Source organism: Brevibacterium pigmentatum (genome assembly GCF_011617465.1).
GTDB classification, from domain to species: Bacteria; Actinomycetota; Actinomycetes; order Actinomycetales; family Brevibacteriaceae; genus Brevibacterium; species Brevibacterium pigmentatum.
Genome location: NZ_CP050153.1, coordinates 1,957,072 through 1,982,572, shown reverse-complemented (window position 1 = coordinate 1,982,572; position 25,501 = coordinate 1,957,072). Strand labels below are relative to the sequence as shown.

General features: G+C 65.2%; 25 protein-coding genes and 1 pseudogene. 19 read left to right on the top strand and 7 right to left on the bottom strand.

What is annotated here, in order from left to right; all coding sequences use genetic code 11:
* The first annotated feature begins 5 nt into the window (after positions 1 to 5).
* From uvrC to secG, 8 genes are all read left to right on the top strand, one after another.
* Positions 6 to 1,865, top strand: a complete 1,860-nt coding sequence (gene uvrC / locus GUY30_RS09065) for an excinuclease ABC subunit UvrC (RefSeq protein ID WP_167196466.1) — start codon at positions 6 to 8, stop codon at positions 1,863 to 1,865.
* Between the two features lie 78 nt (positions 1,866 to 1,943).
* Positions 1,944 to 2,840, top strand: a complete 897-nt coding sequence (gene rapZ / locus GUY30_RS09060; protein ID WP_167196463.1) for an RNase adapter RapZ — start codon at positions 1,944 to 1,946, stop codon at positions 2,838 to 2,840.
* A 1-nt stretch (position 2,841) separates the two neighbouring features.
* Positions 2,842 to 3,837: a gluconeogenesis factor YvcK family protein gene (locus GUY30_RS09055; RefSeq protein ID WP_167196460.1), complete on the top strand. Its 996-nt coding sequence runs from the start codon at positions 2,842 to 2,844 to the stop codon at positions 3,835 to 3,837.
* Positions 3,838 to 3,862: 25 nt separating this feature from the next.
* The gene (whiA, locus tag GUY30_RS09050) at positions 3,863 to 4,846 is read left to right on the top strand and encodes a DNA-binding protein WhiA (RefSeq protein ID WP_039207494.1); all 984 of its coding nucleotides are present in this window, start codon (positions 3,863 to 3,865) and stop codon (positions 4,844 to 4,846) included.
* Between the two features lie 9 nt (positions 4,847 to 4,855).
* Positions 4,856 to 5,857: a type I glyceraldehyde-3-phosphate dehydrogenase gene (gene gap / locus GUY30_RS09045; RefSeq protein ID WP_167196457.1), complete on the top strand. Its 1,002-nt coding sequence runs from the start codon at positions 4,856 to 4,858 to the stop codon at positions 5,855 to 5,857.
* A complete protein-coding gene (locus GUY30_RS09040) occupies positions 5,854 to 7,071 on the top strand; it encodes a phosphoglycerate kinase (RefSeq protein WP_167196454.1) in 1,218 nt (405 codons plus the stop codon). Before gap ends, GUY30_RS09040 begins: the two co-directional genes overlap by 4 nt.
* Before the next feature lie 14 nt (positions 7,072 to 7,085).
* A complete protein-coding gene (gene tpiA / locus GUY30_RS09035; RefSeq protein WP_167196451.1) occupies positions 7,086 to 7,871 on the top strand; it encodes a triose-phosphate isomerase in 786 nt (261 codons plus the stop codon).
* Between the two features lie 55 nt (positions 7,872 to 7,926).
* Positions 7,927 to 8,172 carry a preprotein translocase subunit SecG gene (gene secG, locus GUY30_RS09030; RefSeq protein WP_167196447.1) on the top strand — a complete coding sequence of 82 codons (246 nt, stop codon included), beginning with the start codon at positions 7,927 to 7,929 and terminating at the stop codon, positions 8,170 to 8,172.
* A gap of 141 nt (positions 8,173 to 8,313) precedes the next feature.
* Here the strand turns inward: secG and GUY30_RS09025 are convergent, their stop codons facing one another.
* Genes GUY30_RS09025 through tkt form a run of 3 tightly spaced genes read right to left on the bottom strand, consistent with a single transcriptional unit; the run spans position 8,314 to position 13,123 of the window.
* On the bottom strand, positions 8,314 to 9,945 hold the full coding sequence (locus tag GUY30_RS09025; protein WP_167196445.1) for a phosphoglucose isomerase-related protein: 1,632 nt from the start codon (positions 9,943 to 9,945) through the stop codon (positions 8,314 to 8,316).
* Positions 9,942 to 11,045, bottom strand: a complete 1,104-nt coding sequence (gene tal / locus GUY30_RS09020) for a transaldolase (RefSeq protein ID WP_167196442.1) — start codon at positions 11,043 to 11,045, stop codon at positions 9,942 to 9,944. Before tal ends, GUY30_RS09025 begins: the two co-directional genes overlap by 4 nt.
* Positions 11,042 to 13,123: a transketolase gene (gene tkt, locus GUY30_RS09015; RefSeq protein WP_167196439.1), complete on the bottom strand. Its 2,082-nt coding sequence runs from the start codon at positions 13,121 to 13,123 to the stop codon at positions 11,042 to 11,044. Before tkt ends, tal begins: the two co-directional genes overlap by 4 nt.
* A gap of 224 nt (positions 13,124 to 13,347) precedes the next feature.
* On the opposite strand from tkt, the gene GUY30_RS09010 reads away from it, so the two are divergent.
* On the top strand, positions 13,348 to 13,905 hold the full coding sequence (locus GUY30_RS09010; RefSeq protein WP_167196436.1) for a hypothetical protein: 558 nt from the start codon (positions 13,348 to 13,350) through the stop codon (positions 13,903 to 13,905).
* Positions 13,906 to 13,915: 10 nt separating this feature from the next.
* On the top strand, positions 13,916 to 14,902 hold the full coding sequence (locus GUY30_RS09005; protein WP_039207502.1) for a heme o synthase: 987 nt from the start codon (positions 13,916 to 13,918) through the stop codon (positions 14,900 to 14,902).
* Positions 14,903 to 15,032: 130 nt separating this feature from the next.
* Here GUY30_RS09005 and GUY30_RS09000 read toward each other — a convergent pair whose 3' ends face one another.
* From GUY30_RS09000 to GUY30_RS08985, 4 genes are read right to left on the bottom strand one after another with little or no spacing between them, the layout of a single operon-like run.
* Positions 15,033 to 15,443, bottom strand: a complete 411-nt coding sequence (locus GUY30_RS09000) for a VOC family protein (protein ID WP_323127742.1) — start codon at positions 15,441 to 15,443, stop codon at positions 15,033 to 15,035.
* Between the two features lie 16 nt (positions 15,444 to 15,459).
* Positions 15,460 to 16,362 carry a COX15/CtaA family protein gene (locus GUY30_RS08995; protein ID WP_228281209.1) on the bottom strand — a complete coding sequence of 301 codons (903 nt, stop codon included), beginning with the start codon at positions 16,360 to 16,362 and terminating at the stop codon, positions 15,460 to 15,462.
* An 8-nt stretch (positions 16,363 to 16,370) separates the two neighbouring features.
* Positions 16,371 to 17,102, bottom strand: coding sequence for an ABC transporter permease (locus GUY30_RS08990; protein ID WP_167196427.1), 732 nt, complete (start codon positions 17,100 to 17,102; stop codon positions 16,371 to 16,373).
* A complete protein-coding gene (locus tag GUY30_RS08985) occupies positions 17,099 to 18,016 on the bottom strand; it encodes an ABC transporter ATP-binding protein (protein WP_167196424.1) in 918 nt (305 codons plus the stop codon). The genes GUY30_RS08990 and GUY30_RS08985 overlap by 4 nt, the downstream gene beginning before the upstream one ends.
* Positions 18,017 to 18,153: 137 nt before the next feature.
* On the opposite strand from GUY30_RS08985, the gene GUY30_RS08980 reads away from it, so the two are divergent.
* The 9 genes and pseudogenes from GUY30_RS08980 to GUY30_RS08940 form a co-directional block, all read left to right on the top strand.
* Positions 18,154 to 18,873 carry a helix-turn-helix transcriptional regulator gene (locus GUY30_RS08980; protein WP_167196420.1) on the top strand — a complete coding sequence of 240 codons (720 nt, stop codon included), beginning with the start codon at positions 18,154 to 18,156 and terminating at the stop codon, positions 18,871 to 18,873.
* Complete coding sequence (sufB, locus tag GUY30_RS08975) at positions 18,870 to 20,300, top strand: Fe-S cluster assembly protein SufB (RefSeq protein ID WP_039207512.1); 1,431 nt, start codon at positions 18,870 to 18,872, stop codon at positions 20,298 to 20,300. Before GUY30_RS08980 ends, sufB begins: the two co-directional genes overlap by 4 nt.
* Before the next feature lie 40 nt (positions 20,301 to 20,340).
* Complete coding sequence (sufD, locus tag GUY30_RS08970) at positions 20,341 to 21,516, top strand: Fe-S cluster assembly protein SufD (protein ID WP_167196417.1); 1,176 nt, start codon at positions 20,341 to 20,343, stop codon at positions 21,514 to 21,516.
* Positions 21,513 to 21,836, top strand: a complete 324-nt coding sequence (locus GUY30_RS08965; protein ID WP_407645271.1) for a non-heme iron oxygenase ferredoxin subunit — start codon at positions 21,513 to 21,515, stop codon at positions 21,834 to 21,836. The genes sufD and GUY30_RS08965 overlap by 4 nt, the downstream gene beginning before the upstream one ends.
* A gap of 27 nt (positions 21,837 to 21,863) precedes the next feature.
* The gene (gene sufC, locus GUY30_RS08960) at positions 21,864 to 22,622 is read left to right on the top strand and encodes a Fe-S cluster assembly ATPase SufC (protein ID WP_167196414.1); all 759 of its coding nucleotides are present in this window, start codon (positions 21,864 to 21,866) and stop codon (positions 22,620 to 22,622) included.
* Complete coding sequence (locus GUY30_RS08955; RefSeq protein WP_167196411.1) at positions 22,622 to 23,872, top strand: SufS family cysteine desulfurase; 1,251 nt, start codon at positions 22,622 to 22,624, stop codon at positions 23,870 to 23,872. The genes sufC and GUY30_RS08955 overlap by 1 nt, the downstream gene beginning before the upstream one ends.
* Before the next feature lie 16 nt (positions 23,873 to 23,888).
* Entirely contained in the window at positions 23,889 to 24,368 is a 480-nt protein-coding gene (gene sufU / locus GUY30_RS08950) for a Fe-S cluster assembly sulfur transfer protein SufU (protein ID WP_167196408.1), read from the top strand.
* Positions 24,361 to 24,696 (top strand): metal-sulfur cluster assembly factor, encoded by a 336-nt coding sequence (locus tag GUY30_RS08945; RefSeq protein WP_025778421.1) that lies wholly within the window; start codon positions 24,361 to 24,363, stop codon positions 24,694 to 24,696. The genes sufU and GUY30_RS08945 overlap by 8 nt, the downstream gene beginning before the upstream one ends.
* Before the next feature lie 177 nt (positions 24,697 to 24,873).
* Positions 24,874 to 25,330, top strand: a pseudogene (locus GUY30_RS08940) (ribonuclease H family protein); the annotation flags it as partial.
* Between the last annotated feature and the right edge of the window lie 171 nt (positions 25,331 to 25,501).

Genomic DNA, 25,501 nt, shown 5'->3' with positions numbered 1-25,501 from the left:
TCCGAATGCCTGAACCATCCACCTACCGTCCGGCCACCGGGGCGATCCCCACATCGGCCGGGGTCTACAAATTCCGTGACCCCGACCGACGGGTGATCTATGTCGGAAAGGCGAAGAACCTCCGCAACCGACTCAACTCGTACTTCGCCAACCCCGCGCAGCTGCATCCGCGCACCTCGACGATGGTCCACACCGCGAACTCGGTGGAATGGACCGTCGTCGACACCGAGGTCGAAGCGCTGCAGCTCGAGTGGACGTGGATCAACGAGTTCAACCCGCGGTTCAACGTCATGTTCCGCGACGACAAGTCCTACCCGTACCTCGCGATCACGATGAACGACGAGGTGCCGCGCGCCTTCATCACCCGGGGCAAGCGACGCAAGGGCGTGAAGTACTTCGGTCCCTTCGCGCAGGTGTGGGCGATCAAGGACACCCTCGACCTGCTGCTCAAGGCCTTCCCGATGCGCACCTGCACCGCGGGGGTCTACCGGCGGGCCGAACGCAGCGGCCGGCCCTGCCTGCTCGGCTATATCGACAAATGCGCGGCTCCCTGCGTCGGTCAGATCAGCAAGGACGATCACAAGGACCTGGCCCGCAGCATCTCCGACTTCATGTCCGGCAACACCGGCCGCTTCATCAGCCACCGGCAGAAGGAGATGGCCAGCGCCGCAGCCAAACTCGACTACGAACGCGCGGCCGGTCTGCGCGACGAGATCTCTGCCCTGCAGAAGGTCCTCGACAAATCCGCCGTGGTCCTGTCGGTCAGCGCCGACTGCGATATCTTCGCCCTCGTCACCGAGGAGCTCGAGGCCTCCGTCCAGGTCTTCCATGTCCGCCAGGGCCGCATCCGCGGTCAGCGCGGCTGGATCATCGAACGCTCCGATGATCACACTCCCGCGGAACTGACCACCGACTACCTGCGGCAGGCCTATTCCGGACTCGACGCCGATGCCATTCCGAAGGAGATTCTCGTCGACACCCTGCCGGCGGACCTGGAGTCCCTGGAAGCCTGGCTGAGCGAACAGCGCGGCTCCCGCGTGACCGTGCGCGTGCCCGAACGCGGCGAGAAGAAGGCGGCTCTCGAGACCGTGGGGAAGAACGCGAAGGAAGCGCTCGTCCAGCACAAACTCAAACGCTCCTCCGATCTGACGACCCGCAGCCAGGCGCTCAAGGAGATCCAGGAACACCTCGACCTGCCCGAAGCCCCGCTGCGCATCGAATGCATCGACATCTCCCACACCCAGGGTTCGAACGTCGTCGCCTCCCTCGTCGTGTTCGAGGACGGAATGGCGAAGAAGCGCGACTACCGCCATTTCGCCATCCACGGTGAGGCCGCCGCCGATGACACGGCTTCGATGTACGACGTCGTCTCCCGTCGCTTCAGTCGCTATCTCGAACAGATGACGTCCGAGGAACCCGATGAGCGTTTCGGCTACCGGCCCAGCCTCCTCGTCGTCGACGGTGCAGGCCCGCAGGTCGCCGCCGCCACGCGGGCACTGACCGACCTCGGCATCGTCGACATCTCCGTCGTCGGTCTGGCCAAACGCCTCGAGGAGATCTGGGTTCCCGACGATCCGTTCCCCGTGATCCTCCCGCGCAACTCCGAAGGGCTCTTCCTCATGCAGCGCCTGCGTGATGAGGCTCATCGCTTCGCCATCACCTATCACCGGTCCAAGCGCGCGAAGGCGATGACGAGCTCGGTGCTCGACGACATCGCGGGCCTCGGGGAGTCGAAGCGCACTGCTCTGCTGCGCCATTTCGGATCCGTGAAGAAGGTCCGTGCGGCCACCGCCGAGGAGATCTGCGAGGTCAAGGGAATCGGTCCCTCACTCGCAGCGAAGATCGTCGCGGCTCTGGCCGACTGAGCTCGGCTATTCTGCCCTAGAGTAGTGCCGAGAGACACAGTGCCCACCGACCGAACGGGCACGAGCAGAGGAGGACGCGTGAGCACCCAGGCCGAATCGAACGGATCCGACCACCCCATCGAGGTTGTGCTCGTCGCCGGCATGTCGGGAGCAGGCCGCACCACCGTGGCCAATGTGCTCGAAGATATGGACTGGTACGTCGTCGACAATCTGCCGCCGCAGATGATGCGTCCGCTCGTCGAGCTCGTCGCCCGTGCCGACGGCGCGCTGCCGAAGATCGCGATCGTCATCGACGCCAAGGGTCGGACGAAGTACACCGAGCTGCAGCAGACGATCAGCGATTTCGTCGATCAGGGCCTGTCCCTGCGCATCGTCTTCCTCGACGCTTCCGACGAAGTCCTCGTCCGACGCTTCGAATCGACCAGGCGACCCCACCCGCTGCAGGGGGAGGGGACCCTGCTCGAGGGCATCGAAGCCGAACGCGTCGAACTCGAGTCGCTGAGACACCGTGCCGACATCATCGTCGACACCTCCGACCTCAACGTGCACCAGCTCTCTGCAGAGGTGCGCAAACGCTTCAGCGATGACGACACACCACCGCTGCGTCTGACGGTGATGAGCTTCGGCTTCAAATACGGACTGCCGAAGGACGCCGACCACATCGCCGACGTCCGCTTCCTGCCGAACCCGTACTGGATTCCCCACCTGCGCGGACACAACGGACTCGACTCTGATGTTGCGGACTACGTCCTCGAGCAGAACGGCGCCGAGGAGTTCATCGAACGCTATGCGGCGACTCTGTCCACGGTCGCCGAGGGGTATCTGCACGAGGGACGGGGCTACGCGATGGTCGGCATCGGCTGCACCGGCGGCAAACACCGTTCCGTGGCGATCAGCGAACGCGTCGGACGGCTGCTGTCGGCCCAGACCGGCATTCCCGTGACCGTGCGCCACCGCGATCTGGGAAGAGAATGACATGGAGACCGAAGATCTGCCCGTCATCACCACGGGCGCACAGAACGATGGTCCCAGCATCGTCTCCTTCGGCGGAGGCCACGGACTCTACGCGGCGCTGAGAGCGTTCCGTCTGCTCACCGAGGACCTCACCGCCGTCGTCACCGTCGCCGATGACGGAGGCTCCTCCGGACGTCTGCGCGACGAACTGGGCGGACTGCCTCCCGGTGACCTGCGGATGGCACTGGCCGCGCTTTGCGACGACGGCACATGGGGCCAGACCTGGCGTGACGTCATCCAACACCGCTTCGAATCCGCCGGGGAGCTGCACGGCCATGCGGTGGGAAACCTGCTCATCGCCGCACTCTGGCAGATCCACGGCGACCATGTGGCCGGACTGGACTGGATGGCCCGCCTGCTGCGCGCCCACGGTCGCGTGCTGCCGATGTCCTCGGTGCCGCTGACGATCGAAGCCGATGTGAAGTTCCCCGGCTCCTTCCAAGTGGTGCGCGGTCAGTCAGTGCTCGCTTCGACGATCGGCCACGTCGAAACCGTGCGCCTCGACCCGGCGGCCCCACCGGCCCGCTACGAGACGATCGAAGCCGTGGAGGAAGCCGATGTCCTCAACCTCGGCCCCGGCTCCTGGTACACCTCGGTGATGCCGCATCTGCTCGTGCCCTCTCTGGCGGAGGCGATCGTGGCCTCGAAGGCGGTGAAATCCCTCACGCTCAACCTCAGCTCCACCGACGGTGAGACGAAGGATCTGAGCCTCGGCGAACACCTCGCCTCCCTGCACCGCCATGCCCGGTCACTGACCTTGGACTACGTCCTCGTCGACGAGGCGGCTACCGAACTCGAACCCGACCTGCCGCAGCGGGCCGAAGACATGTTCGGGGCGAAACTCTGGACACGTCCCCTGCGCTCACGGAGGCAGGGACAGCATGACAGCCTCAAGTTGGCGGCATGCTACCGTGACATGTTGTTGGACGCCGGGATCGGCGTCGCCGAGCAGTGGTAGCAATTCAGGTGCAGGAGGACGAGCTATGGCACTGACCGCTCAGGTCAAGGACGAATTGGCGCGGGTGAAGATCACACGCACCTCCGCCCGCAAGGCCGAGGTGTCCTCGATCTTCCGCTTCTCCTCCGCACTGCACCTCGTCAACGGCTCGATCGTTCTCGAAGCCGAACTCGACACCGCCCAGGCCGCCAAACGACTGCGCGCGGAGATCAAGGACCTCTACGGCCAGCATGCCGATATCGTCGTCATCAACGCCGCCGGGATCCGCCGCTCCAACCGCTACCTGCTGCGTGTCACTCGTGACGGGGGAGCCCTGGCCCGTCAGACCGGACTCGTCGACAACCGCGGTCGCCCCGTCCGCGGACTGCCCTCGGCCATCGTCAACGGCTCCGTCGCCGATGCCGAAGCCGCGTGGCGCGGAGCCTTCCTCGCCCACGGATCCCTGACCGAACCGGGACGCTCCTCGGCTCTCGAAGTCACCTGCCCCGGCCCCGAGGCGGCTCTTGCCCTCGTCGGCGCCGCCCGCCGTCTGGGACTGAGCGCGAAGGCCCGCGAAGTCCGCGGAGTCGACCGTGTCGTCATCCGCGACGGCGACGATATCGCCGCGCTGCTCACCCGTATGGGCTCCCACAGTGCCGTGCTGGTGTGGGAGGAACGGCGGATGCGTCGGGAAGTCCGCGCGACGGCGAACCGCCTGGCGAACTTCGACGATGCGAACCTGCGCCGTTCGGCCCGTGCCGCTGTGGCCGCCGGCGCGCGCGTCGAACGGGCACTGGAGATCCTCGGCGACGAGGTCCCCGAACACCTCCGCTACGCCGGTCAGCTGCGCGTGACCCACAAGCAGGCCTCCCTCGAAGAGCTCGGCCAGCTCGCCGACCCGCCGATGACGAAGGACGCCGTGGCCGGCCGGATCCGCAGGCTGCTGTCCACGGCGGACAAGCATGCGGAAGAACTGGGAATTCCCGGCACCGAAGCCAGTCTCACCCCGGAAATGCTCGAGGATCGCTAAGATCGAGGCATGAGACGAATCGCCATCAACGGCTTCGGCCGCATCGGCCGTGCCCTGTTCCGTCTGTCCCTCGAACCCGATACCGATTTCGAGGTCGTGGCCGTCAACGATCTCACCGATACGACGACCCTGGCCCATCTGCTCACCCACGACTCCGTGTGGCCGCGCTTCGACCATGACGTCGAGGCCGCCGACGAGGCGATCATCGTCGACGGACGAGAGATCGCCGTGACCAGCCAGGCCGACCCGTCGGCCATCGACTGGAGTTCTCACAATGTCGAACTCGTCGTCGAATCCACCGGACGCTTCACCCGCCAGGACCAGGCCGAGGCCCACCTCGGCGGCACCGTGCAGACCCTCGTGCTCTCCGCGCCCGGAAAGGACGTTGACGCGACGCTCGTCATGGGCGTGAACGAAGACACCTTCGACCCGTCCGCACATTCCGTCGTCTCGAACGCCTCGTGCACGACGAACTGCATGGCCACCGTCGTCAAGGCACTCGACGATGCCCTCGGCGTCGAATCCGGACTGCTCAACACCGTCCACGCATACACCGGCGACCAGATGCTCGTCGACGGACCCCACCGAGATCTGCGTCGCGCCCGCGCCGCCGCCGTCAACATCGTGCCCACGACGACCGGGGCCGCACGGACGGTCGGTCGCGTCATGCCCCACCTCGAGGGCAAGCTCGACGGACTGGCCGTTCGCGTGCCCGTTCCGGCCGGATCGATCATCGACTTCACCTTCACCACGTCCAAGAGCGCCGACCGCGACGAGGTCAACGCGATCCTCGCCTCCGCAGCGGACGAATCGCCCTACCTCGACTTCTCCACCGACGAACTCGTCTCCAGCGACATCGTCGGCACCACCGCCTCGGCGATCATCGATTCCAAGCTCACGATGGTGCTCGGAGACCAGATCAAGGTCGTGGCCTGGTACGACAACGAGTGGGGCTACACGAACCGACTCAAGGACATGGTCAGCTATATTCTCAGCGAAAGGGACTCATGAGAACATTCGACGATGCGGGCATCTTCGCCGGCCACACGGTGCTCGTCCGCAGCGATCTCAACGTGCCGATGGACGACGGCATTATCACGGACCGCGGCCGCATCCTGGCTTCGGCCGGTACCATCCGGTCCCTCGCCGAGGCGGGCGCCAAGGTCATCGTGATGTCGCATCTGGGTCGGCCCAAGGGAGAACCGGATCCGCAGTTCTCACTGGCCCCGATCGTCCCCGAACTCGCCGACGCCATCGGCCGTCCGGTCGCCTTCGCCGCCGACACCGTCGGTGACGATGCGCAGACGAAGGCCGCAGCCCTGTCCGACGGCGACGTGCTGCTGCTGGAGAACCTGCGCTTCAATGCCGGCGAGACGTCGAAGGACGATGCACAGCGTCAGGAATTCGCCTCACAATTGGCCGCGCTGGCCGACGACTTCGTCTCCGACGGCTTCGGCGTCGTCCACCGCAAGCAGGCCTCGGTCTATGACATCGCCGCACTCCTCCCGCACTATGCCGGTTCGCTGGTGCGTGCGGAAGTCGAAGTCAGCGACAGGCTGCTCAATGACCCGGCCCGACCTTTCACCGTCGTCCTCGGCGGATCGAAGGTCTCGGACAAACTCGGCGTCATCGACAACCTCATCGACCGTGCCGACAATCTGCTCATCGGCGGAGGAATGGTCTTCACCTTCCTCGCCGCCCTCGGACACGACATCGGATCGAGCCTGGTCGAGAAGGACCGCATCGACGACGTCACGGGCTACCTCGAACGTGCCGAAGCCGGTGGGGCTCGCATCGTCCTGCCCACGGACATCGTCATGGCCGCCTCCTTCGCCGCTGATGCTGAGAATTGGGTCCGGCCCGTTGCCGAACTCGAAGACACCCCCGCAGGAGCCAACGGCCTCGGCCTCGACATCGGACCCGAATCGGCCGGCGCCTATGCCGAGATCATCGCCGGCTCGACCACCGTGTTCTGGAACGGACCGATGGGGGTCTTCGAATTCCCGGCCTTCGCCGCAGGCACCAAGGCCGTAGCCCAAGCACTGACCGTAGAAGGCACCGAAGAAGGACAGCGGCTGACCGTCGTCGGCGGCGGCGATTCCGCGGCCGCCGTGCGCAGCCTCGGCTTCGCCGATGACGCCTTCGGCCATATCTCCACCGGAGGCGGCGCCAGCCTCGAATACCTCGAAGGCAAGACCCTGCCCGGACTCGACGCACTCGGATGAGGAAGGCGGACACCATGAGCGACCGCACCCTGCTGCTGGCAGGCAACTGGAAGATGAACCACGACCACCTCGAGGCGATCTCCGCCGTCCAGAAGCTCGCCTGGGCACTCGAGGACGCCAAACTCGACGACAGCCACTGCGAAGTCGTCGTCATCCCGCCGTTCACCGACATCCGTTCGGTGCAGACGCTCGTCCAAGGCGACAAGCTGTGGCTGAAATACGGTGCTCAGGACGTGTCCCAGCACGCTCCCGGAGCGCATACCGGAGAGATCGCAGCATCGTTCCTCTCCCGCCTCGGCTGCAGCTTTGTGGTCATCGGCCATAGCGAACGCCGTGCTGACAACCATGAGACCAACGAGGTCGTGGCCGCGAAGATCAAGGCCGCACTTTCGGCCGAACTCACCCCGATCCTCTGCGTCGGGGAATCCCTGGAACAGCGTCAGGAGAAGAGCCACGTCGAGTTCACTCTCGGACAGCTCGACGAATCCCTGGCCGGATTCGAGGCCGCTGACCTCTCGGGACTCGTCATCGCCTATGAACCCGTGTGGGCGATCGGCACCGGCGAGACCGCCACCGCCGCCGATGCCGCAGAGATGGCCTCCGCCATCCGGGCGCGCATCGAAGAGAAGTACGGCGACAGCCTGGCCCAGACCACCCGAATCCTCTACGGCGGATCGGTCAAGGCCGACAATGTGGCCGAGATCGTCGCTTCTGCGGATGTCGACGGTGCACTGGTGGGAGGCGCGAGCCTGAGCGGCCCGGACTTCGCCGCTTTGTGCAAGGCCGCGGTCGCGAAGTAGACTGACAGACGCATCATTCGACGAAACACTCGACGAAACATAGGTTGAATCCGACGTGGAAATCCTGAACATCATTCTCATCGTGCTGCTCGTGCTCACGAGTATCTTCCTCACCCTGCTGATCCTCATGCACAAGGGCAAGGGCGGTGGCATGTCCGACATGTTCGGCGGCGGAATGTCCTCGTCGCTGGGATCCTCGGGTGTGGCCGAGCGCAACCTCAACCGGTTCACGACGCTGATGGCGATCATCTGGGCCGCCTGCATCATCCTGCTGGGCGTCCTCACCCGGTTCAACTCCTGAAGTCTCGTCGATTTCTGATGCCGAAACCGTGAAACACCGCCACCGAGGCGACCGCCAGGTGGGCAGATGAGAAGGACCCCGACCGAATCGGTCGGGGTCCTTCTCTGTGCGCTTCGTCAGGCCAGTCGCCGTTTCGGCAGATCAGTCTTGGCCGAAGTGGTGGCGCGGGCTGATCGACTCGATCGCCTCCCGCAGCTGCTCGAGCCCACGGGCACGATCAAGCAGATGCACACGCAGCACGGGCCGACCCTTCTCGACCAGCACTGCCGCATCGCCGGCAGCCTGGGCGCGCTGCAGCTGAGCGAAGCCATAGCCGCGGCCGGGGACCAGCAGATCGGTGCGCGCCTCACCGGTGATCTGGAGGAAGACCCCGTTCGGATGACCGCCTTTGTGATACTGGCCGGTCGAATGCAGATAACGGGGACCGAAGCCGAACGTCGTCTGCACCCCTGCATGAGTGGACACGAGCGGACGCAGCTGCACCGCCTCGGCGTCGGCGATCCGATCGAGGTAAGCCTGGATTCCGACATACCCGTACTCGTCGACCTGGGAGAAGAGCTCCTGCAGTGCACCGACGAGATCGGTGGCTTCATCGACGACCTCGAGGACGTCGACGGCTCCCTCACGGAACTGCGGCTGCTCGGACGTACCGGAATCCGGTCCGTCGAGCAGGTGCCTGGCCTGCGCCTTCGCCGCTTCCACATCGGGCTGGTCGAAGGGATTGACGCCGATGCCGTATCCGGCGATGGCTGTGGCGTATTCCCAGAACAGGAACAGCTCACCCAAGCCGCCATCGATCGTGGCCTCGAAACCGGACGGCGCACCCAACTCCGTGTCATCCGCCGAGGCACCGAGCAGGCACAGCAGGGCGTCCGCTCGTGCGTCGGAGAACCCGATGTCCGCGGGGGAGTCGACGACGACGGGAAGGATGCCCTGCCCGTCCTTGCCGAGGGATTCGGCGATGAGCTGCTCGACCCAGGCACCGAGCCCGGTCGCTGACTGGGAGGTCTCGGCGAGGACGAGCTTCTCCGTCGTCCTGGCGTGAGCGATGCTCAGCCACGCTCCGAACCGCAGCGCGGGGTTGTCCAGACTGTCGGCGGACAGGTCTCCGGCGGCCGCAGCGGCTCCATCGACGATTCCGCGCACATCCGCACCGGCGAGACCTGCGGGAACGAGTCCGAAGGCCGAGAGTGCACTGAAGCGTCCGCCGACTGTGGGTTCCGCGAGGAAGGTCGCGAGGAAGCCCTGTTCGGCGGCCACGGCCTCGAGCTCCGTCCCCGGATCGGTGATCGCGATCATCCGGGACGCGGGATCGACGCCGATCTCGTCGAAAGCCGCGGCGAAGCTGCGCCGGATCGAATCCGTCTCCACGGTGGTTCCGGACTTCGACGCGATGACGAGAACCGTATGTTCGAGGTCTGTGCCGATGGCTTCGGCGACCTGATTCGGGTCTGTCGAATCGACGATCTCGAGGGGGACGCCGGCCGTCTGCGCCATCACCTCGGGGGCGAGTGACGAGCCGCCCATTCCGGCCAGGCTGATCGTGCGCAGACCCTGCTCCTGCAGGCGTGCCCGCAGGGACTCGATCTCGTCGAGCAGCTGCCCGGCCTGCTGCGGAAGATCCACCCAGCCCATCCGGTCCGCGGCATCCGCGGCGCCGTCGAACAGTTCGGCATCCTGAGCGCTCAGTCGGGAGGCGAGACCGGCGTCGATGAGACGCGCGGCTTCGGCATCGAACTCTTCACCGACCGGTACCGAGAGTGAGAGCTTCATGAGCGGTCCAGAGCCGTACGGATCGTCTCCTGGAGCTCGGTCCAACTGACGTCGAACTTCTCCAGTCCCTGCTCTTCGAGCACGGTCATGACCTCGGCGTAGTCGATGCCCAATCGTGCCAGGGCATCGAAGACCTCGTCGGCGGCACGGTAGTGCTCGGACGTGATCTCGCCGGTGACCTCACCGTGGTCGGCGAAGGCCTCGAGGGTGGGTTCGGGCATCGTGTTCACGGTGTTCGGAGCGACGAGGCCGGTGACGTACATCGTGTCGGCGTAGGCGGGATTCTTCACTCCGGTCGAGGCCCAAAGCAGGCGCTGCGGGCGGGCTCCGGCGAGTTCGAGGACCCGGAAGCGCTCGGAGGCGAACAGCTGCGAGTGGATCTCGTGGGCGAGCACGCAGTTCGCGATGCCGGCCTTGCCCTTGAGATCTGCGGCCTTCGGATCCTCGATGGCGTCGAGCCGGGAATCGATCTCCGAATCCACACGGGAGACGAACACCGAGGCCACCGACCGGATCGTCGAGAGATCGTGCCCGGCTGCCCGGGCCTTCTCCAGGCCCTGGAGGAAGGCTTCGACGACGTGACGGTATCGCGTCAGGGAGAACACGAGGGTGACGTTGACGCTGATCCCGGCCGCGATCGTCTCGGAGATCGCGGTCAGCCCCTTCTCGGTGGCGGGAATCTTGATCATCGCATTCGGCTCGCCCACGCGTTGCCACAGGGCCTTCGCCGAGGCGACGGTCCCGGCGGCATCGTGGGCCAGCGGGGGAGCGACCTCGATCGACACGCGACCGTCGTCACCGTCGGTCGAATCGAAGACCGGACGGAACAGGCGGGCCGCCTCGGCGACATCCGCAGTGGTCAGGGCCTCGATGGCCGAGTCGACATCGGCACCGGAGGCACCGAGTTCGGCGATCGCGGAATCGTAGTCGTTCGCTGCCGAGATCGCGTTCGCGAAGATCGTCGGATTCGTCGTCACTCCCGTGACGGAGGAGTCCTCGATGAGTCGGGCGAGATCCCCGGTTTCGAGTCGGGTGCGGGAGAGGTCGTCGAGCCAGATCGAGACTCCGGCTGCGCTGAGCTGCTGGAGACGTTCACTCATGCTTCCGCCTTTGCTGCGTTGATGGATTCCTGGGCTGCGTCGACGACGGCCGAGGCCGTGATGCCGAACTTCTCGTACAGGGTCTGGTAGTCCGCGGATGCACCGAAGTGTTCGATGGACACGGCACGACCGGCATCGCCGAGGTACTTGTGCCAGCTCATCGCCGAGGCGGCTTCGATGCTCACGCGCGCCTTCAGCGAGCGCGGCAGCACAGCGGCCCGGTAGTCCTCCGGCTGGGCGTCGAACCATTCCTGACACGGCATGGAGATCACGCGTGCAGCGGTGCCCGACGCCTGCAGAGCTTTGGCGGCCTCGAGGGCGATGGCGACCTCTGAACCGCTGGCGATGATGGCCACCTCGGGCTCGTCACCGGTATCGGTGAGCACGTAGCCGCCGCGTGCGGCTTCGGATGCGGGGGCGTACTTCTCACGGTCGAGGACCGGCACGGCCTGCCGGGTCAGCACGAGTCCGCTGGGCCCGTCGGTGCGATCGAGGATCTTCCGCCATGCGACAGCAGTCTCGTTCGCATCCGCCGGCCGGACCACGTCGAGGCCGGGGATGGCGCGCAGCGCGGAGAGGTGCTCGATCGGCTGGTGGGTCGGTCCGTCCTCGCCGAGGCCGATGGAGTCGTGGGTCCACACGAACAGGTTCGGCAGCTGCTGGAGGGCGGCCAGACGCACGGCGGGGCGCTGGTAGTCGCTGAAGACGAGGAACGTGCCGTTGTACGGGCGGGTTCCGCCGTGGAGGGCGATGCCGTTGCCGACGAGACCGGCGGAGAACTCACGGACGCCGAAGTGGATATTGCGTCCGTACTCGTGGCCGGAGAAGGCTCCGGTGGACCGGTGAGCGGGCAGGAAGCTCGGCTCACCCTTGATCAGGGTGTTGTTCGAACCCGCGAGGTCGGCGGAACCGCCCCAGAGTTCGGGCATGGTCTCGGCGATCGCGTTGAGCACCTGACCGGAGGCTGCACGCGTGGCGATGCCCTTCTCGCTGGCTTCGAAGACCGGGAAGGCCGCATCGAGGCCGGCGGGCAGTTCGCGCTTGGACAGACGGTCGAAGAGCGCCGCGTTCTCCGGGTTGGCACTGCGCCATTCGGCGAAGGACTTGTCCCATTCGAGGTGAGCGGCACGACCGCGGTCGAGGGCCTGACGGGTGTGGGCGAGGACTTCGTCATCGACGGCGAAGGTCGACTCCGGATCGAAGCCGAGGACCTCCTTGGTCGCCCGGATCTCGTCCTCACCGAGGGCCGCACCATGGGACCCTCCGGTGTTCTGTGCGTTCGGCGCCGGCCAGGCGATGATCGTTGACAGACGGATGAACGAAGGACGGGAATCCGCACGAGCGGCCTCGACGGCGGCGTGGAAGGCTTCGATGTCCTCGTGGTAGTCATCGCCGGCGGTGAAGTCGACGTGCTGGACGTGCCAGCCGTAGGCGGCGTAGCGGGCGGCGGTGTCCTCACCGAAGGCGATCGCGGTGTCGTCTTCGATGGAGATCTTGTTGTCGTCCCAGATCACCAGCAGATTCGACAGCTCCTGTGTTCCGGCCAGCGAGGAGGCCTCACCGGACACGCCCTCTTCGAGGTCGCCGTCGGAGGCGAGCACGACGATCGAGTGATCGAACGGCGAAGTGCCGGGAGCCGCCTCGGGGTCGAAGAGTCCGCGTTCGCGGCGAGCGGCCATGGCCATGCCCACGGCCGAGGCCAATCCTGAGCCGAGCGGGCCCGTGGTGATCTCGACGCCGGCGGTGTGTCCGACCTCCGGATGGCCCGGTGTCAGCGAACCCCAGGTGCGCAGCGCCTTGAGGTCGTCGAGCTCGAGCCCGAACCCGGCCAGGTAGAGCTGGACGTACTGGGTGAGCGAACTGTGACCGCAGGAGAGGACGAAACGATCACGGCCGACCCAAGTCGGGTCGGCCGGGTCGTGAGTGAGTCCGTGCTGATACAGGTAATGGGCGATGGGCGCCAGGCTCATGGCGGTGCCCGGGTGCCCGTTCCCTGCCTTCTGCACCGCATCCGCGGCGAGGAGGCGGGCAGTGTCGACTGCGCGATTGTCGAGTTCAGTCCAGGACAGAGTTGTCATGTCGTCGAGCGATCCTTCGTTCGTCTGAGAGCGTGCATTCAAACTCTACCCGTCGGATGCCGGAAGCGCCGCTCCTGTTCACCTGCCGCAATATCGGGGTGCGCGACATTCGGGCTACCGACGGGTAGAGTGTGGTCTCGCGCACAGGTGTGGTTCGACATTCAACAACTGCTGTGCGCCGAACAGACCGAGAAGAGATCGTGCTGCACAGGAGAGGTGACAGGGTGAGCGAAGGTGCTGATCCCGTGATCGATGCCGCCGCCCAAGACAGCGGAGACCGCCGACCTGAATGGCTGGCGGGCAAGAGGCCCGACCTCGCCGAGGTGGCCGAACGGACCCGAGGGATTCGTCGGCTGATCTCACGGATCGGCACGGCCTGCCCCGTGCTCTTCGCCGTGGCGACCGTCGCCGTATCGTCGGCGATCGGGCAGCCGCTGCGCGGCGGCGTCGACCTCGGCGAGCTCGGTCTGTGGACGCTCGGCACACTGCTTCTGCTCGCGCCCTTCGCCGCCGCGTTGGCGGTGATGCTCAACGCGCGACGCGGCGGGCTGGTGTGGACGACCGCTCTCGTCTATTCCATCATCGCCGGCACCATCGGACTCTGCGTCGACGTCAGCATGCTCGGCACGGATCTGCAATCCGCTTCGCTGAGCTTCATCTCGGTGCTCATCGTGCAGCTCGTCGTGCTGGCTCCCGTGTGTGCTGCAGTGGCCTTCCTCGTCCGCATCGTCAGTGACTCGACTCGCCTTCGCGCGACTGGCAAAAACTTCGACAACAGGTAGAATCTAGGGCGTGAGCAAACTTCGTCAGAACCGGGAAGAGCAGAGTGAACGACCTCTGCAGAGGGCCATCGACGAGCAGAGCCTCTCCACCCGACCGCGTTCGATCATCAGTGCCTATATCGCACTGACCAAACCGCGCGTCATCGAGCTGCTCCTCGTCACGACCGCGCCCGTGATGTTCCTGGCCGCTCAGGGAATGCCGAACATCTGGCTGGTCATCAACACCCTCATCGGCGGAGCCGCAGCTGCGGCCTCGGCCTCGGTCTTCAACTGCTACGTCGACCGCGACATCGACGCGAAGATGGAGCGGACGAAGGACCGACCCCTCGTCACCGGTGAGATCAGTCCCCGCTCTGCGCTGACCTTCGCCTTCGTGCTGGGCATCGGCTCGATCTTCTGGCTCGGCGGATTCACGAACTGGGTCACCGCCGGACTCACCGCCTCGGCGATCCTGCTCTACGCCGTCTTCTACACCCTCGTGCTCAAGCGCCGCACGACCCAGAACATCGTCTGGGGCGGCGCCGCCGGCTGCATGCCCGTGCTCATCGGCTGGTCGGCCGTGACCGGGGGAGTCGCCTGGGAGCCCGTGCTGCTCTTCCTCGTCGTCTTCTTCTGGACCCCGCCGCACTACTGGCCGCTGGCGATCAAGTACAAGGCCGACTACGACGCCGCCGATGTGCCCATGTTGCCGTCGAAGGTTCCGCCGACGTCCGTGGGCCGGCAGATGATCCTCTACACGTGGGCGATGATCGCCTGCTCGCTCGCACTCATTCCCGTGGCGCCGATGGGTCCGGTCTACACGATCGTGGCCGTGGGCGCCGGAGCCTGGTTCCTGTGGTCGTGCTACTCGCTGGTCTCCCGGGCCAAGCAGGGCAAGGACGGCACCTCACTCAAGGCGATGAAGGTCTTCCACGGATCGATCACCTACCTGTCGCTGCTTTTCCTGGCGGTGGCCATCGACCCGTTCGTGCCCACCCTGATCCCCGGGATCTGGTGACTCGCCGAAGAGCCCGCTGATCCAATCGGCCCAGTTTGAGCTGGATAGCACAGATTTGAAACAGTTCTATCCAGCTCAAACTGGGCCGTTGTACGTCTGTGCCTTGCGCTTCGGGTCGGAACGCAAATTCTCAGCCGGCGTTGACGAGGTCGTCGATGACGATCTTCTTCATCTGCATGAGCGCCTGAGTCTGTGCCGGACCGGTCATCAGCTCGCCGAGGTTCGCGGGAACGATCTGCCAGCTGACTCCGAAACGGTCCTTGAGCCAGCCGCACTGTTCCTGCTCGGGTGAAGCCGACAGATTGGACCAATAGTGGTCGATCTCGGCCTGGTCCGCGCATTCGACGGTCAGCGAGATCGCTTCGTTGAATGTGAACGCCGGTCCGCCGTCGAGGCAGATGAACTCTGTGCCGTCGAGAACGAACCGGCCGGTCAGGACCTTCCCGCTCATCCCCTTGAAGTGTTCATCGAGGGACTCGTCGGGATAGCGTTCGATGGAGAGGATGCGCGAATCGGGGAAGACGGAGCAGTAGAACTCCATGGCCTCCTCGGCGCAATCAGGAAACCACAGGCACGGAACGATCGGTACTGACATCGGTGCTCCTCGGGTATGCGCTGTCGAGGACGGCAACGCTTGCCGCAATCGTAGCCGACAGCCCGACCATGTGTAAGGCCACGAGCAGTTCGGGAACACCGAGGGCGTACTGGACGTAGCCGATGATTCCCTGGGCGATCTCGACGATGAGGAGCACGATCAGCGGCGCGACCATTGCCGTCTGCGCCTTCTTCCGTGCGATGACGAGCGCGGAGATCGTGGCGATGACGAGCAGCCAGACGGGTGCGGCATGCAGGCGAGTGATCCAGATGTTGTCGAGGTTGTTGCGGGTCGAGATCGTCGAACCCGAGTGTGGCCCGGCTCCTGTGGTGAGCACGCCGAAGATCACGATGATCGCGGTGAGGCCGAGGATGATCCAGCCCAATGTCGGCAGCGGAGCTGGGGCCTTGATGTTCAGGCGGACGCCCGTGTCATAGGTGCGGCGGACGAAGTAGGCGGCGACGCCGACGGCCACGGCCGAGGGCACGAAGTGTCCGGCGACGACCCAGGGGTTGAGCTTCGTCCACACGGTGATTCCGCCGACGACTGCCTGGACGGGGACGATGGCCAGCAGTCCGATGTTGAGCCAGAACAGATCCGGGCGCTGCTTCCGGCCCTTCCACAGCAGGAGCGCAATGCCCACGCCGAGGATCGCCAGCGCCACGGCCAGGAGGCGGTTGCCGAACTCGATGGCGCCGTGGATGCCCATCTCGCTGGTGGCCACGAGCGAATCCGGGGTGCACTTCGGCCAGTCGGAGCAGCCGAGCCCCGAGCCGGTGAGCCGGACGATTCCGCCGGTCAGGATGATCCCTGCCTGGGCGATGAGCATGGCCCAAGCGGCGATGCGGATCTTCTTGGTGACCACTTCACTCCTCATTCGAAACGGAACCACCTGCGTGCTGCAAGCGTTCCCACAAGCCCCCAAATCAGGAGCACGATGATTGCTTTGATGTCTGTGCCGCCGTCTCCGATGGCGGACCGCATGGAGTCGCCGAGCGCACCGGAGGGCAGATAGCCCACAACTGTTCCCCATTCTCCCGGATGCGCGATGACGAGGCCACCGACGCCGGCCATGAGCACCCAGATGAGGTTCGTCGCCGCCAGAGTCGCCTCGGCGCGGACCGTGCCGGCCATGAGCAGTCCCAGCGACAGCAGCGCGGCGGTGCCGAACAGCGTGGCCAGGATGAGCCCGAGAGCGTCGACGGGTCCCCGGAATCCGAGCGCCGCCGCCAGAGCGAAGACGAGCGCGTACTGGATGACGACGACGACGATGACGGCGCCGAGCTTGCCGAGGATAAGCCCGTTCGTGCCCAGCGGAGTCGTCGCGAGCTGCCGGAGCACTCCGTAGCGGCGGTCGAAGGCGGTTGCGATCGCCTGTCCGGTGAATGCGCTGGAGGCCAGGCTCAGGCTGAGCGCGCCGGGCACGGCGATGGACAGCGGATCGGCGCCTGCGTCGATGACTCCGAGGCCGGTGAGCAGGGGAGTCTTCGCGAGGAAGACGAGCAGGCCGAGGGGGAAGATGACCGAGAGCAGCAGCTGTTCGCCGTTGCGCAGAACGGACAGGGTTTCGAATTTCGTCTGGGAGATGATGCGCCTGAATGTCATCTCAGCGGCCTCCCGGTCAGTTCGAAGAACACATCGGACAGGGATTGCCTCTGCATTCCGATGTCCGTGATCTGCGCTCCCGCCTCGGCGATGGCCGTGCACGCGGCTGCGATCTGCTCAGTTGTCGGTGCTCCGTCGATGGTGATCAGTGAGTCCTGCGCCGAGGCGGGACCGAGCTCGGCGAGCCGAGCGACGAGAGCGGCGGGGACGGGGGAGGCCAGGCGGATCGTCAGCGACCGTGACCCGGCGGAGGCGCTGCGCAGCTCCTCGGGGGCTCCCTGGGCGATGATCCGTCCGCGATCGATGACGACGACTTCGTCGGAGAGTTCCTCGGCTTCGGCGAGATCGTGGGTGGTGAGGACGACCGCGACCCCGCGGTCGGCCAGGTCGCGGATGAAGCTGTGGACGACTTCGCGGGCCTGCGGGTCGAGGCCGGCACAGGGCTCATCGAGGAAGACGAGTCGCGGTCGGCCGATGAGGGCTGCGGCCAGTGCCACTCGCTGCTTCTGTCCGCCGGAGAGCCGGCGCATCGTGCGTCCGGCGAAGTCACGGAGTCCCAAGGGTTCGGCGAGTTCGTCGACCGGCACGGGATTCTCATACAGGGAGGAGAGATGGCGTAGCACCTGCAGGGGCTTCGAGCTCATCGGCAGTCCGCCGTCCTGGAGCATGACCCCGGCCAGCTGCGATGTCGTGGCGTGTTCGGTGACGGGGTCGTGTCCGAAGATCGCCACCGTCCCGGCATCGGGGCGGCGGGTGCCCACAGCCAGGGAGATGGTCGTGGATTTGCCCGCACCGTTGGGTCCGAGAACGCCGAGGACGGATCCGGTCTCGGCCGTGAGGTCGATTCCGTCGACGACACGGTGGGTGCCGTAGGAGTATTGGAGACCGCGAATGGTCAGGGCCGGAGATGACACCAGGCTATTCTACGACGCGTCGAAACAGGTGTCGAAACCGCAGGCGGCGGGGGCCGGATCGGGCCGTGGTTAGGCTCACCTAGTTTTACGAAACAAATTACGCAACAATATTGTTGTGTTAGTCAAGGAGGTGGATTATGGCTGCAAACGACACGGAAGATCGCCGCACCCGGCAGAAGGTCTTCCAGTCGGTGCTCGACGAAGGGCCGATCACGGCTTCGTCTTTGGCCAAAGCCCTCGAGCTGACTCCCGCGGCGATCCGTCGTCACCTGGACGCGCTGGAGAGCGAGGGCCTCATCGAGGTCCGTGAACTCGCCGGCAAACAGGCGGGCAGGGGCCGACCGGCCCGACACTACGTGGTCACGACGGCCGGACATGATTCGGTCAGTCATTCCTACGACGAATTGGCCGTGAACATCCTGCGCTATATGGAGGACAAGCACGGCAAGTCGGCAGTCGAGGACTTCACCGAGGACCTCGTGGGCCGACTGCGGGACCGACTCGGACCGGAGCTCGACAAGCGGGGCGGCACCACCGTGGCGTCACGCTCGCGTGCACTCGCCGCTGCACTCACCCGGGAAGGGTACGCCGCCTCGTCGACACCGGTGGCGGCCGGAACCCCGTTGGAGGCGATGCAGCTGTGCCAGGGGCACTGCCCGATCCAGGCCGTGGCGGCGGAGTACCCGGAGATCTGCGAAGCAGAGCTCGCGATGTTCTCCGACTACCTCGGCGTCGATGTGCGCCGGCTGTCCTCGTTGGCCCAGGGAGACCATGTGTGCACCACCCACATTCCGACTTCGGAACTGACCAGACCACTCATCCACAGCAATGATCGACCTCAAGGAGGTTCACGATGACTGACACAGGAAATCGGATCATCGATGCGAATCCCGAGCTCAAAGACCTCGGGCAGTACGCATACGGTTGGCACGACGAGAACGACGCCGGAGCGACCGCGACCCGCGGTCTCAGCGAAGAGGTCGTGCGCAACATCTCGAAGCTCAAGGACGAACCGGAGTGGATGCTCAAGCGTCGGCTCAAGGCGCTGCGCCTGTTCGACAAGAAGCCGATGCCCAATTGGGGCGCCGACCTGACCGGAATCGACTTCGCCGACATCAAGTACTTCGTCCGCTCCACCGAGGGGCAGGCGACCTCATGGGAGGACCTCCCCGAGGACATCCGCAACACCTACGACAAGCTCGGCATCCCCGAGGCCGAGAAGCAGCGCCTCGTCGCCGGTGTCGCCGCGCAGTACGAGTCCGAGGTCGTCTACCACCAGATCAACGAGGAGCTCGAGGCTCAGGGTGTCATCTTCATGGACACCGACACCGGCCTGCGCGAGCACCCGGAGATCTTCGAAGAGTACTTCGGTTCGATCATCCCGTCCGGCGACAACAAGTTCGCGGCTCTGAACACCGCGGTCTGGTCCGGCGGCTCCTTCGTCTACGTCCCCAAAGGCGTCCACGTCGAGATCCCGCTGCAGGCCTACTTCCGCATCAACACGGAGAACATGGGCCAGTTCGAGCGCACGCTCATCATCGCCGACGAGGGCTCCTCGGTCCACTACGTCGAGGGCTGCACCGCTCCGATCTACAAGACCGACTCCCTGCACTCGGCCGTCGTCGAGATCATCGCGAAGAAAGATGCGAAGGTCCGCTACACGACGATCCAGAACTGGTCGAACAACGTGTACAACCTCGTCACCAAGCGCGCGATCGCAGAAGAGGGCGCTTCCATGGAATGGGTCGACGGCAACATCGGCTCGAAGGTGACCATGAAGTACCCGGCTATCTGGCTCACCGGTGAGCACGCTCGCGGAGAGACGCTGTCCGTGGCCTTCGCCGGCGAGGGGCAGCACCAGGACACCGGTGCGAAAATGGTCCACGCCGCTCCGCACACCCATTCGTCGATCGTGTCGAAGTCCGTGGCCCGCGGCGGCGGCCGTGCCGGCTACCGCGGACTCGTCCACGTGCATCCGGGCGCCGAAGGCTCGTCGAACAATGTCCTCTGCGACGCTCTGCTCGTCGACAACGTCTCCCGTTCGGACACGTACCCCTACATCGACATCCGCGAAGACGACGTCACACTCGGCCATGAGGCCACCGTGTCGAAGGTCAGCGAGGATCAGCTCTTCTACCTCATGTCCCGCGGCATGGAGGAGACCGAGGCGATGGCGATGATCGTGCGCGGCTTCGTCGAGCCCATCGCGCGCGAACTCCCGATGGAGTACGCCCTCGAACTCAACCGCCTCATCGAACTGCAGATGGAAGGCGCGGTCGGCTGAGACCCGATCCAGCGCCCACTGCACTCAAAGGAGTAAATCTGTGACTGATACCACCAACCCGCTTGGCATCTCGGAACACTCGCACGGTTCCGAGGTCCAGGTGCCCGATTCGAAGCGCGATGCGCGCACTCGCAGCTTCGACGTCGCCGACTTCCCCGTGCCCACCGGCCGGGAGGAGGAATGGCGCTTCTCTCCCGTGCGCAAGTTCAGCGAGTTCTTCGAGGACACCGCCACCGAGGCGAAGCTGAAGTTCGAGTCGGATCTGCCCGAGGGTCTGTCCGTCGAGGAGATCTCGCTCGAGTCGGCTCAGGAACTGGGCATCCTCGAACCCGAGGATCGCGCCGCGGCCGTCGCCGCCAACCGCGCCTCTGCGGTGACTCACTACTCGGTCCCCGCGGACACCGAACTCGATCGGGCCGCGATCATCCACGCCGACGGCACCGGTGAGGCCCTGGGCCACGGCCATGTCGTCGTCACCGTCGGAGCGAACTCGAAGGCGACGATCGTCGTCGAGCATGAGGGACTGGCCCGATACTCCGAGCTCGTCTCGCTGGTCATCGGCGATGGTGCGGACGTGACCTTCGTGTCGCTGCAGCTGTGGGACGACGGCTCCCAGCACCTCGGCCAGCACGATGCGATCGTGGGCAAGGATGCGAAGTTCAAGCACATCCACATCACTCTCGGCGGTGACGTCGTGCGTCTGAACACGAACGTGCGCTACTCGGCAGCCGGGGGAGAGGCCGAACTGCTCGGACTCTACTTCGCCGATGCCGGTCAGCACCTCGAGCACCGCACCTACATCGACCACAACACTCCGAAGGCCCAGTCCAACGTCCACTACAAGGGCGCTCTGCAGGGCAAGGACGCGCGCAGCGTGTGGATCGGCGATGTGCTCATCCGTCCCGAGGCACTCGACATCGACACCTACGAGCTCAACCGGAACCTCATCCTCACCGATGGCGCCCGTGCTGACTCCGTGCCGAACCTCGAGATCGAGACCGGCGACATCGCCGGTGCCGGTCACGCCTCCTCGGTGGGCCGTTTCGATGAGGAGCACCTGTTCTACCTGATGTCGCGCGGCATCCCCGAGGATGTCGCTCGTCAGCTCGTGGTCCGCGGATTCTTCAACGAAGTGATCCAGAAGATCCAGGTGCCCGAGATCGAAGACGTGCTCAATGCTCGCATCGAAGACGAACTGTCCCGGAGTGTTCTGTGACCATGATCGACGTGGCGGCCACCGACGAGGTGGCCCCCGGCGGCACCATGCGCATCGAGGTCGGCGAGTTCGAGATCTGCATCGCTCGCGACTCCGACGGAACGATCCATGCCATCGACGACCTGTGCACCCATGGTGAGGTGTCCTTGGCTGAAGGAGACGTCGAGGACTGCACCATCGAATGCTGGCTGCACGGCTCGCAGTTCGACTTGACGACGGGCAAGCCGGTGAATCCTCCGGCGTTCGAACCCGTCGCGGTCTATGACTGCAAAGAGATCGCAGGTCGCATCCTCGTCGACCCGAACACCACCCTGAACTGACCTCAAGACCGAAGAAGAAGGATCATTATGTCCACTCTCAAGATCGAAGACCTGCATGTCGGTGTCAACACCGAAACCGGTCTCAAGCCCATCCTCAACGGCATCAACCTCGTCATCAACACGAACGAGACCCACGCCATCATGGGCCCCAACGGCTCCGGCAAGTCGACCCTGGCCTACGCCCTGGCCGGCCACCCCAAGTATGAGGTGACCTCCGGTTCGGTCACCCTCGACGGTGAGGACGTCCTCGAGATGTCCGTCGACGAGCGTGCCAAGGCCGGCCTGTTCCTGGCCATGCAGTACCCCGTCGAGGTTCCCGGCGTGACCGTGACGAACTTCCTCCGTTCGGCCAAGACCGCCATCGACGGCGAAGCTCCGAAGCTGCGCAACTGGACCAAGGACCTCAAGCAGGCCATGGAGGACCTGCGTGTGGATCCCGCGTTCGCCTCGCGCAACGTCAACGAAGGCTTCTCCGGCGGCGAGAAGAAGCGTCACGAGATCCTGCAGCTCGAGATGCTCAAGCCGAAGTTCGCCGTCCTCGACGAGACCGACTCCGGCCTCGACGTCGACGCGCTGCGCATCGTGTCCGAAGGCGTCAACCGCGTCAAGGACGCCACCGACGTCGGCATCATGCTCATCACCCACTACACGCGCATCCTCAACTACATCAAGCCCGATCACGTCCACGTGATCATCAATGGCAAGGTGGCCGAGGAAGGCGGACCGGAGCTGGCCGAACGCCTCGAGAACGAAGGCTACGACCGCTTCTTCACCGCCGGCGTCTGATGTTCTCACGTCTGAGGGGCGACTTCCCGATTCTCGATGCGAGGGTCGGGGAGTCGCCGCTGTCGTATCTCGACTCGGGCGCGACATCCCAGAAGCCGCAGTGCGTCATCGATACCTTCGTCGAGTACTTCGGCCAGCGCAATGCCGCCGTCCACCGGGGCGCGCACTCCCTGGCCGTTGAGGCCACGGACGCGTTCGAGAACGGGCGGATCGCCGCTGCCGGACTCGTCGGCGGGTCCCCGGAGCAGGTGTGCTGGACGAAGAACGCCACCGAGGCGCTCAACGTCGTGGCACTCGGCATGGATCGGGCCAGCCACGGCTTCGGGGGAGAGGACGCGGCGCGCTTCGCCCTCGTTCCCGGCGATTCGATCGTCGTCACCGAGATGGAGCACCATGCGAATCTCGTGCCGTGGCAGCAGCTGGCTGCTTCCACGGGAGCGCAGCTGCGGTGGCTGCCCGTGACCGACTCGGGAGAGCTTGATCTTGCCGATCTCGACACGATCGTCGATGAATCGACGAAGGTGCTCGCGTTCACGCAAGTCTCCAATGTCCTCGGCACGATCAACCCGGTCGACCGCCTCGTGGATCGGGCTCGCGCCGTCGGTGCGTACGTCGTCCTCGACGCCTGCCAGTCCGTCCCGCACATGCCCGTGGACTTCGTCGACCTCGACATCGACTTCGCTGCGTTCTCCGCGCACAAGGCGCTCGGACCCACTGGTCTGGGTGCGCTGTGGGGCAAGTCCGAGCTGCTCGACGCTCTGCCGCCGGTGCTCACCGGCGGATCCATGATCACCACGGTGACCATGGAGGAGACCGAGTTCATGCCAGCTCCGCAGCGGTTCGAGGCCGGCACTCAGCCGGTCGCCGAGGTGGCGGCCTTCGCGACCGCGATCGGCTACCTCTCCGAGGTGGGGCTGGACAATGTGCTCGAGCATGAGAGGGAGCTCGCCCGAGTCCTCCTCGACGGGATCGCTGAGATCCCCGGGATCCGCATCCTCGGCGAGGCGAAAGACCGGATCGGGACCGTGGCTTTCGACGTCGACGGCGTGCACGCCCACGATGTCGGACAGTATCTCGACTCGCAGGGGATCGCCGTGCGAGTGGGCCACCACTGCGCCCAGCCTCTGCACCGCCGTTTCGGGGTCACCGCCTCGACGAGGGCGAGCACGTACCTGTACAACAATGTCGAAGACTGCACCCGCTTCATTTCTGCTCTGGCGGAAGTGCGGCCCTTCTTCGGAGTCGCATGAGAGGGGAAGCGAACCGATGAGCACACAGATGCAGCAGCTCTACCAGCAGGTCATCCTCGACCAGTCGCGGGCACGCATCGGCAACACCGAACTGCTCCGCGACGCCGCAGAGTCACCGCACGGTTATTCGCACCAGGTGAACCCGACCTGCGGTGATGAGATCGAGCTCGAGACCGAACTGCGTGAGGACGGCACGATCGCGGTGCGGTGGGCCGGTGACGGCTGTTCGATCTCGATGGCCTCGGCCTCGGTGCTGTCGGAACTCGCCGCCGATTCGTCCGTCGCACAGATGCTCGAGATCGAAGGAGCGTTCCACGAACTCATGCATTCTCGTGGGACAATGGAAGCGGATGAGTCGATACTCGGGGACGCCGCGGCGTTCACCGGAGTGTCGAAGTTCCCGGCCAGGATCAAATGCGCTCTCCTGGCGTGGGTGGCGTTCAAGGACGCACTCAACCAATCACAAGCAGCTCGTGAGGAGAAACACAATGCCTGAAGTCATTGACGCACCGCAGAATGCGAGCGTCGACGAAGTGCGTGAAGCGATGATGGACGTCGTCGATCCCGAGCTCGGTGTCAACATCGTCGATCTCGGACTCGTGTACGGACTCTCGGTCGAAGACGACGGCACCGCCGTGATCGAGATGACCCTGACCTCGGCGGCCTGCCCGCTGACCGACGTCATCGAAGATCAGACCGCACAGTCGCTCGAAGGAATCGTGCCGGCCTACCGGATCAACTGGGTCTGGATGCCGCCATGGGGTCCCGAGAAGATCACCGAGGACGGCCGCGAACAGATGCGGGCCCTGGGCTTCAATATCTGATCCGATACCCGACACCATCGCCGAGGCGGGGCGACCTGAGAAGGTCACCCCGCCTCGGCGATCGTCGTTGGGCGGGGTGACCGTGACCGGTGCCGGGGTCGCGGAGATCACCGCCCCGCGGACCGAGAACTCGCATGCGGCGTGAAAGAATGGAATCCGACTTTCCAAGGAGAACCATTGACGATCATCGCTGCCGCCGACGGATCCGCGCTCGGCAACCCCGGACCCGCCGGGTGGGCCTGGTACATCGACGACACCTCCTGGCACGCCGGCGGGTGGAAGAACGCGACGAACAACCGCGGCGAGCTCATGGCCGTCCTCGACCTGCTCTGGTCGACCGCCGAGTGCGACGACAGTCTGAAGATATACTGTGATTCGCAGTACGTGATCAAACGCCCTGACCAAATGGATGCCGGGGTGGAAACGCAAAGGGTGGAAGAAGGCCGATGGAAAAGAAGTCCTCAACAAGGACCTCTTAGCGTCCCTCGATGAGGCGCTGAGCGGGCGGACGGTCGAGTTCGAGTGGGTCAAAGGCCACAACAACCACGAACTCAATGAGGCCGCCGATGATCGAGCCCGCGCCGCAGCCACCGCATTCCAGAAGGGCACGACTGTGCCGGAGGGCCCCGGCTTCGTCCCCCGCGGGGACATCGACTGCGGCAGCTGAGGACGCACCTGCAGAAGAACCGTCAGTTCCGTCCCTGCACGAGGATGTCCTCACCGAGCACGCCACCGCAGAGGCTGCGCCGGCCACCACCGTCGTGTCGTGTCAGGTGCCGTCCGCAGTCGCAGATGAACTCGTCGC

What these genes read in the sequence shown, in the direction of transcription:
- GUY30_RS08955 (WP_167196411.1), top strand. Translation starts at nt 22,622, where the DNA reads ATGTTCTCACGTCTGAGGGGCGACTTCCCGATTCTCGATGCGAGGGTC.
- sufB (WP_039207512.1), top strand. Translation starts at nt 18,870, where the DNA reads ATGACTGACACAGGAAATCGGATCATCGATGCGAATCCCGAGCTCAAA.
- GUY30_RS08945 (WP_025778421.1), top strand. Translation starts at nt 24,361, where the DNA reads ATGCCTGAAGTCATTGACGCACCGCAGAATGCGAGCGTCGACGAAGTG.
- GUY30_RS08980 (WP_167196420.1), top strand. Translation starts at nt 18,154, where the DNA reads ATGGCTGCAAACGACACGGAAGATCGCCGCACCCGGCAGAAGGTCTTC.
- tal (WP_167196442.1), bottom strand. Translation starts at nt 11,045, where the DNA reads ATGAGTGAACGTCTCCAGCAGCTCAGCGCAGCCGGAGTCTCGATCTGG.
- sufU (WP_167196408.1), top strand. Translation starts at nt 23,889, where the DNA reads ATGAGCACACAGATGCAGCAGCTCTACCAGCAGGTCATCCTCGACCAG.
- gap (WP_167196457.1), top strand. Translation starts at nt 4,856, where the DNA reads ATGAGACGAATCGCCATCAACGGCTTCGGCCGCATCGGCCGTGCCCTG.
- GUY30_RS09055 (WP_167196460.1), top strand. Translation starts at nt 2,842, where the DNA reads ATGGAGACCGAAGATCTGCCCGTCATCACCACGGGCGCACAGAACGAT.
- GUY30_RS08990 (WP_167196427.1), bottom strand. Translation starts at nt 17,102, where the DNA reads ATGACATTCAGGCGCATCATCTCCCAGACGAAATTCGAAACCCTGTCC.
- tpiA (WP_167196451.1), top strand. Translation starts at nt 7,086, where the DNA reads ATGAGCGACCGCACCCTGCTGCTGGCAGGCAACTGGAAGATGAACCAC.
- GUY30_RS09000 (WP_323127742.1), bottom strand. Translation starts at nt 15,443, where the DNA reads ATGGAGTTCTACTGCTCCGTCTTCCCCGATTCGCGCATCCTCTCCATC.
- GUY30_RS09040 (WP_167196454.1), top strand. Translation starts at nt 5,854, where the DNA reads ATGAGAACATTCGACGATGCGGGCATCTTCGCCGGCCACACGGTGCTC.
- whiA (WP_039207494.1), top strand. Translation starts at nt 3,863, where the DNA reads ATGGCACTGACCGCTCAGGTCAAGGACGAATTGGCGCGGGTGAAGATC.
- GUY30_RS09025 (WP_167196445.1), bottom strand. Translation starts at nt 9,945, where the DNA reads ATGAAGCTCTCACTCTCGGTACCGGTCGGTGAAGAGTTCGATGCCGAA.
- tkt (WP_167196439.1), bottom strand. Translation starts at nt 13,123, where the DNA reads ATGACAACTCTGTCCTGGACTGAACTCGACAATCGCGCAGTCGACACT.
- uvrC (WP_167196466.1), top strand. Translation starts at nt 6, where the DNA reads ATGCCTGAACCATCCACCTACCGTCCGGCCACCGGGGCGATCCCCACA.
- sufC (WP_167196414.1), top strand. Translation starts at nt 21,864, where the DNA reads ATGTCCACTCTCAAGATCGAAGACCTGCATGTCGGTGTCAACACCGAA.